Here is a 6624-nt window from a genome sequence, read left to right on the forward strand (position 1 = left end):
CCCCCAATCACTAACGAAATCAATATGGCTCCTTTACCTGAGTATCACCCCAAACAGTTATCTTTAGGCCCGTTAGAAGCAGAAATCTTGAATATCGTCTGGGAACTTGGTTCCGTGACAGTCAAAGATGTACACGATCGCATTCTGGCTGATCCTAACCGAGAACTAGCTTATACTTCTGTAACTACCGTGCTGCGTCGCCTCACTGACAAAGGTTGGCTTGTCTGCGATAAAAAAGGACGGGCATTTTATTGGCGGCCATTGCTGACAAAACAGCAAGCCGCAGTCATTAAAGCCCACGAACAATTACAGCGATTTTTAGCGGTAGGAAATCCTGATGTTGTTGCTGCTTTTGCCGATAGTTTAGATGAAGCAGCTAGTGAGAAAATACAAGCGATCGCCAAACGCATTCAATCTGCACGCCAAGCGAGGGAGGAAAAATGATGCATGTACTAATGATTTTGATCGCTTTGGGTATTTCTTGGGGAATTAGATACTCTTGGGTTGAATGCTCAGATCATTGGAATAAACAATGGCAAAGATCCCTATTTTTCTTTCTTTTTCCCCCCTTGCTGATCATCATGACAGCGATCGCTTTGCTGTATATGGGTCCCCAGGGCAGAATGTTTGGTTTGCAAACTGGTTGCTTTAGCTACGTATTAGCATTAATATTACTTGCTTTTTTTGCAGGTATATGCATAAAGAAAGCATGGCAAGGATGGCGATCAGTAAAATCTACACGTGACTGTCCGATTGTGAACCTTGCAGGTAGACAAGTGCGACTACTCAAAACAGCAGCATTATTTGCAGGACAAATTGGTTTTTGGCAACCGGAACTTGTCCTTAGCCAAGGATTGCTGCAAACTTTGTCGCCTGCACATTTAGAGACAGTCTTAGCACACGAACAAGGCCATTACCATTACCGAGATACATTCTGGTTTTTCTGGCTGGGTTGGGTGCGTAGCTGTACAGCTTGGTTGCCAAATACAGACGCTTTGTGGCAAGAACTGTTAGTTTTACGCGAATTACGTGCCGATGCTCACGCCGCATCACAAGTAGATCCCTTGCTTCTAGCGGAATCATTGGTATTAGTCATCAGTACACCACCTATAACCTCAGATATCTGCTGTGCAGCCCTAGCAGCTAGTAGCGTTGATCGTTTAGAACAAAGAATAGAAGCTTTGTTAGCGAAACCAGAACCCACATCAAAATTTCACTTAATATATTGGACTAGTTTCCTCTTGGCATTACTGCCCTTAATTACAGTCATCTTCCATTCCTAGTTCGTAGTAGGCACTTTAGTGCTAACTTCTTGCTCATCTGGCTTAGGCATAGAATTAGTTTGGGATTTTTGGCGGATGACACTAATACCGCCATCCGCCTCCATAAATGCTCTTTTGACATCTTTAATTTCTTCTATTACTTAGTAAACGCAAAAACTCCAAGTATCGCAAAATCCATAAGACTGATATATCTACTAACTAAAGTAGTAAAAGTATGAGTTTTATAGAGTATTTAGTTTCGCCAGAATATCGCTCTAAAAATAAAACCAGGGTTATGCCTGGTTTTAAACTTTGAACGATCGCATCAAAATTAATTAATTTAAGTTAAGCTACTTCCGACAATTGTCTTTCTGGTGCAGGTTCTTCTAGTACTTGTGAGTAGAAGAATCCAGCTAACAATCCTCCCAAAAGGGGCGCTATCCAGAATAGCCATAACTGTTGAATCGCCCAACCACCAACAAAAACTGCTGGGCCAAGACTACGTGCAGGATTTACTGATGTATTGGTAATAGGAATGCTAATTAAATGAATTAGGGTTAATGCCAAACCGATCGCAATTGGTGCAAATCCTTGCGGCGCACGGCGATCAGTAGCACCCAGAATAATCACCAAAAACATAAAGGTGAGAACTAGTTCAGCCAGAAAACAAGCCACCAGCGAATAATTTCCGGGAGAGTGTTCTCCATAGCCATTGGCTGCTAAACCACTACCAATCACATCAAATCCTGGTTTACCACTAGCAATCAAATAGAGAATACCAGCAGCTAGAATGGCACCGAAGACTTGGGAACCAATGTAAACAAATAATTCTGAAGCAGGAAAGCGTTTAGCAGCCCACAAACCAAGAGAAACAGCAGGGTTGAGGTGACAGCCAGAAATATGACCGATAGCATAAGCCATTGTCAAAACTGTCAAACCAAAAGCTAGAGAAACCCCTACTAACCCGATACCTAAAGGAAATTTTGTACTATCAGCTATTTTTGCGCCATCGGCTGTGAATGCAGCTGCTAATACTGCACTGCCACAACCACCAAAAACCAGCCAAAATGTACCGATAAACTCAGCTAAACAACGTTTTACAAGTGACATATTTTTTAACTGGTAACACGGTAAATGCTTGAATGAAAGAATATTATCAGTCAGCATCCTAATATTGATGAGTTTGTTTTAATTTCTTTATGATGACCGACATTAAAAAACGGAGAAGTCAACCCTTTCTCAGCAGCATAAGTCCCCAGTTTTTTACGGGAAGCTACCACCAGCATCAAAGCGCTGTCATCCATGAGCGATCGCAAACTGTTATAAAAATTGTTATCAAATTCCTGGAGACGTTCCAAAAGTATCTGAAAATCATCTAGGCAGAGAACAGGTAGCACATCCTGTGTTTGTGTACATATTTGTCGTTCGATACGAAATCCTTGTAGAGACGTAGCATTGCTACGTCTCTACATACCCGTGAATTATAAATTCATATCTTGATTCAGCAACGCCAAAAATTCTTTATTGAACCACAAAGGACACAAAGAACACAAAGCAAAGAGGTTTAACCGAGTTGTCCAAGTTGCTTTACCAAGCATTGTTGATGTGACAGAGTACTAACCACCACTCTCAGTAATTAATTCTCTCAGCGCTTTCCCCAAATACTCATACTCCTCAATCGTGTTGTAAATCTGCGCGGAAATCCTCACCAGTAACTTTGGTGTTTCTTGCCAAGGTACTATCTGCACCTGAATACCAAACCGATCAAATAACTCATCACGTATGGATAAAAAATTGCGGTTTGACAAAGCGGTAGGTATGGGTACAACAGCCATTGAGCCAATCATCTCTTCGGGACAAGGTGGCAAAACTTGGAGTGTTTGACAAAGTAGCTGTCTGGCTTGCAATGCTAATTGATGATTGCGCTGTCTCAATTCATCCCAACCACCAGGTAACAGGGAACCCAAAAATGCGATCGCTTCTGGTACGCACATATATGCTGTGGGGTCATCTGTCCCCATCCAATCAAATTCCAATTGAAAGCGACTTTTATCTGTGCGTGGTGAGTTTGCACCGTGGCTAATTGTCAAAGGACGAATTTCTGGTTGTTTATCTCGTTGCACATACAAAAATGCTGCTCCCTTGGGCGCACACAGCCATTTATGGCAATTTCCCGTGTAATAAGTCGCGCCAATTTCTCGCAAATTTAGAGGTAACATACCTGGTGCATGAGCGCCATCTACAAGTGTGTCCACACCCCTTGCTTGCAATTGTTGCACCAACTGCTGTAGGGGAAAGATTAATGCTGTTTGACTGGTGACATGATCTAGTAATGCTAATCTTGTTTGAGGTGAAACTCGCTCGATGACTGCTTCTACAATTTGCTGAGGCGAATCGAGTCCAAAAGGAATTTGAGCAACTACTATCTGCGCCCCTGTGCGACTGGCGATAAAATCAAGTGCATTACGACAGGCGTTGTACTCGTGGTTAGTTGTGATTATTTCGTCTCCGGGATGAAAAATTAGGGAACGCAATACCGCATTGACGCCAGTAGTTGCATTGGGGACAAATACCAAATCCTCGACATCAGCACCCACAAACGCCGCTAGTTTGCTTTTAGCCCCATCCAGAAGTACTTCCCATTCTCTTGTGAAAAATCGTAGTGGTTCCTGTTCAAGTTGCGATCGCAACTGTTGCTGAAATGATAAGACTGCGATCGGGCAAGCACCAAACGATCCGTGGTTGAGAAAAGTTACCTTTGGATCAAGCGACCATAAATTCTTAAAGGGTGAAGATTGAAGGTTGAAGTCTGAAACACTTTCTTTATCCTTCATTCTTCACCTTTTACTCTTTTTAAACTCCCCAGGCGGGATTCGAACCTGCGACCAATCGGTTAACAGCCGACCGCTCTACCACTGAGCTACTGAGGAACGTCACGATTAATAATAGTAATACCAAGTTCTAGGAATAGCAAGTACTTTTGGAAAAATTTTTCCAAAAATTTTGTGAGTGTGTTGACTAGCAACCTGAATCGACTATTTTGCCAATAATCGAGTCCACTCAGACCCCAGTCAGAGAGACGCTTTAGGCTCAATTTCGTGTTAATTATTTACTTCAATCCCATTCGCAGTTCAGCTAGACGCTGTCTTGCTTTAGCATCAATAGAGTTAGCTAGGAATCTACCATTAGATTTTTTGCGTGGTTGAGACCTGTGCTGTACCCGACAAACTGTGGCTTTTACTTCATAACATAACTGCTGTGCTGATAACCATTCTGCCCCATACCCTTGTACCATCAGTTGTTGGACACGGTCTGATGTGGCAACAATCACGCGAGAAATTAAAGATTGAGCTATGGCAGGACGCAGAGACGCACAAGCTTTTTCTATATATGTGTCTGCTGTTTGACCGAAGTCGGTATAATAGACAGACACAAGGTCTGTAATAACTTCTTTGTTACTACTACTATTTTGATAGTGGGCATCAAACACTATTTGCGTTTCATAGCCTTGAAATGCGCTGTAATCTGTTAAAGCTTCTACTAATTCCCAGCGCGCCGCTTCTAATCCAGCTTGATCACGGGTTCTTTTCAGACAAGACCAAGTGCCTATAATGTTGTAGCCGTCTACTAAAAAAACGGCTTGGGGTAAGGAACGGGACATGGTTTTGAATCACAATTATATAGAGTTAACAAAATTCATTCATAACTTTTATAGTAATTCAATCATCTCTTGTAACACTATGTTACAAACTCAAAAAACGTAATAGCTTTACAAAAAAGGGATCGGGGATCGGGGACAAGGGGGACATATCAATTCAAAATTCAAAATTAAGAACTTTTTGACTTTTGACTTTTGACTTTTGACTTGTTTAGCCCAATACCCGATCCCCGATCCCCAATCCCTAATCTGTGTGCAACTGCATCAGACGCTGTTTGAGGCGTTGAGCTTCTCCTTGGTCTATCAAGCAGCCCTGTTCTAGCAAAAAAGCCCCGTCACAGTAATTTAATTCATCTAAGCGATGAGTAACCCATAGGGCTGTGATACCTCTAGTTTTGACTAGTTTGCGGACACTAGCCACTAATTCTAGTTGACTATCTGGATCGAGTAAGGCAGTAGGTTCATCTAATAGTAAGACTGCACAGTGACGGGCTAAAGCACCTGCTATGGCTACTCGCTGTTTTTGTCCTCCACTCAAAGCATAGATAGGACGTCGTTGCAGTCCTAACAAATTGACTGCTGCTAATGCTTCCTCGACTCTGGTTCTAATGTCAGGTAATGGTAATTTCTCTTCCACTAGCCCAAAAGCGATATCAGCACCAACAGTAGGCATTACTAATTGATGGTCGGGATTTTGGAAAACAAAACCCACCGGATGCAAAACCCCAATCTCACCAGATTGGGGTGCTAGTAATCCCGCTAGCAGTCTGAGCAATGTTGATTTACCACTGCCATTTGTACCCAAGAGCATCCAAAATTCTCCCTTGGGTACTTCAATAGAGCAAGATTTAATTACTTTCTCTCCAGAAGGCCAGCTGAAGTTTAAGTCTTTTACCTTAATACCTAGTTCCGGCATTTTTTAAGTCATCTATTTATTCAGATGTCAGGGCGAAGAAACCAGGTGGTCTACCACTAGCGGTGGTTGCACTGTCTTTCTGTGTTACCTGTACTCCAGAGATTTCACTAGCACGCACAGCGATTTTTTTCTCTGTTTTACCTTCACACTTGAGTTCTACAATCTCAGGCTTACCAGAACTCATTGCGGCTAAAATTAGCTGATAAACAGCTTCTGCATCTTCAACTGTCTTACGCTGTACCGAAATCGGGAAGGGAGTGTTTCTTACGGTCAAATCGATGGTGAACATTTAGCTTTAACTAATTTAACTTTAGGTCTAATTCTAACGTTAACTGAATCGGCGGAATTCCCCATTTCTCTTACAGGGTGGGGTGCATCACGCAGGGGAATTGTGAGGAACATGCTTGATGGAAAATATAAATTTAATTGCGATTTTGATTTAACATTTATATTTTCAAAGATTAAGTTAAGTTAAAAAACCCCTGGAAAAATTAGCGAAGAACACTTAATATGATTAGAGAGAGTAAAAATTTGTAAACTAGATTGACAATCTAGTTTATATTCTGTCTATAGTCAGCCAAAAAATGGCAGTCTATAATACAGAAAGTTAAAAACCTTGTACTTATAAAGTTTGGAGATTTTCTCTAATGACCATCGCAATTGGACGTAGTACTACCAGAGGGTGGTTTGACGTTCTCGACGACTGGTTGAAGCGCGATCGCTTCGTATTCGTAGGATGGTCTGGTTTATTGCTGTTCCCCTGTGCATTTTTAGCACTAGGTGGATGG

The 6624-nt window shown here is 41.9% G+C and carries 9 protein-coding genes, 1 tRNA gene and 1 pseudogene; 3 read left to right on the forward strand and 8 right to left on the reverse strand.

Annotated elements, in window-relative coordinates:
- The first annotated feature begins 24 nt into the window (after positions 1-24).
- Both ACE1AT_RS17520 and ACE1AT_RS17525 read left to right on the forward strand, forming a co-directional pair.
- Positions 25-444, forward strand: a complete 420-nt coding sequence (locus ACE1AT_RS17520; RefSeq protein ID WP_374870551.1) for a BlaI/MecI/CopY family transcriptional regulator — start codon at positions 25-27, stop codon at positions 442-444.
- Positions 444-1283, forward strand: a complete 840-nt coding sequence (locus ACE1AT_RS17525) for a M56 family metallopeptidase (RefSeq protein WP_374870565.1) — start codon at positions 444-446, stop codon at positions 1281-1283. The genes ACE1AT_RS17520 and ACE1AT_RS17525 overlap by 1 nt, the downstream gene beginning before the upstream one ends.
- Here the strand turns inward: ACE1AT_RS17525 and ACE1AT_RS17530 are convergent.
- The 8 genes from ACE1AT_RS17530 to ACE1AT_RS17565 form a co-directional block, all read right to left on the reverse strand.
- Positions 1280-1420, reverse strand: a complete 141-nt coding sequence (locus tag ACE1AT_RS17530; protein ID WP_374870567.1) for a hypothetical protein — start codon at positions 1418-1420, stop codon at positions 1280-1282. The genes ACE1AT_RS17525 and ACE1AT_RS17530 overlap by 4 nt on opposite strands.
- 187 nt (positions 1421-1607) lie before the next feature.
- Positions 1608-2372, reverse strand: coding sequence for an aquaporin Z (gene aqpZ / locus ACE1AT_RS17535; protein WP_374870553.1), 765 nt, complete (start codon positions 2370-2372; stop codon positions 1608-1610).
- A gap of 50 nt (positions 2373-2422) precedes the next feature.
- Positions 2423-2659 (reverse strand): hypothetical protein, encoded by a 237-nt coding sequence (locus ACE1AT_RS17540; protein ID WP_374870555.1) that lies wholly within the window; start codon positions 2657-2659, stop codon positions 2423-2425.
- Positions 2660-2878: 219 nt separating this feature from the next.
- Complete coding sequence (locus tag ACE1AT_RS17545; RefSeq protein ID WP_374870557.1) at positions 2879-4096, reverse strand: aminotransferase class V-fold PLP-dependent enzyme; 1218 nt, start codon at positions 4094-4096, stop codon at positions 2879-2881.
- A gap of 24 nt (positions 4097-4120) precedes the next feature.
- A tRNA-Asn gene (locus ACE1AT_RS17550) sits at positions 4121-4192 on the reverse strand.
- Between the two features lie 179 nt (positions 4193-4371).
- Entirely contained in the window at positions 4372-4923 is a 552-nt protein-coding gene (locus tag ACE1AT_RS17555) for an NYN domain-containing protein (protein ID WP_374870559.1), read from the reverse strand.
- A gap of 241 nt (positions 4924-5164) precedes the next feature.
- Positions 5165-5836 carry an ABC transporter ATP-binding protein gene (locus tag ACE1AT_RS17560; RefSeq protein ID WP_374870561.1) on the reverse strand — a complete coding sequence of 224 codons (672 nt, stop codon included), beginning with the start codon at positions 5834-5836 and terminating at the stop codon, positions 5165-5167.
- A 16-nt stretch (positions 5837-5852) separates the two neighbouring features.
- The gene (locus tag ACE1AT_RS17565; protein ID WP_374870563.1) at positions 5853-6125 is read right to left on the reverse strand and encodes a hypothetical protein; all 273 of its coding nucleotides are present in this window, start codon (positions 6123-6125) and stop codon (positions 5853-5855) included.
- Positions 6126-6483: 358 nt separating this feature from the next.
- Between ACE1AT_RS17565 and ACE1AT_RS17570 the strand changes: the two are divergent.
- A pseudogene (locus ACE1AT_RS17570) lies at positions 6484-6624 on the forward strand (photosystem II D2 protein (photosystem q(a) protein)); the annotation flags it as partial.

The sequence above is a fragment of the Pelatocladus sp. BLCC-F211 genome, assembly GCF_041928655.1.
Taxonomy (GTDB): Bacteria; Cyanobacteriota; Cyanobacteriia; order Cyanobacteriales; family Nostocaceae; genus Pelatocladus.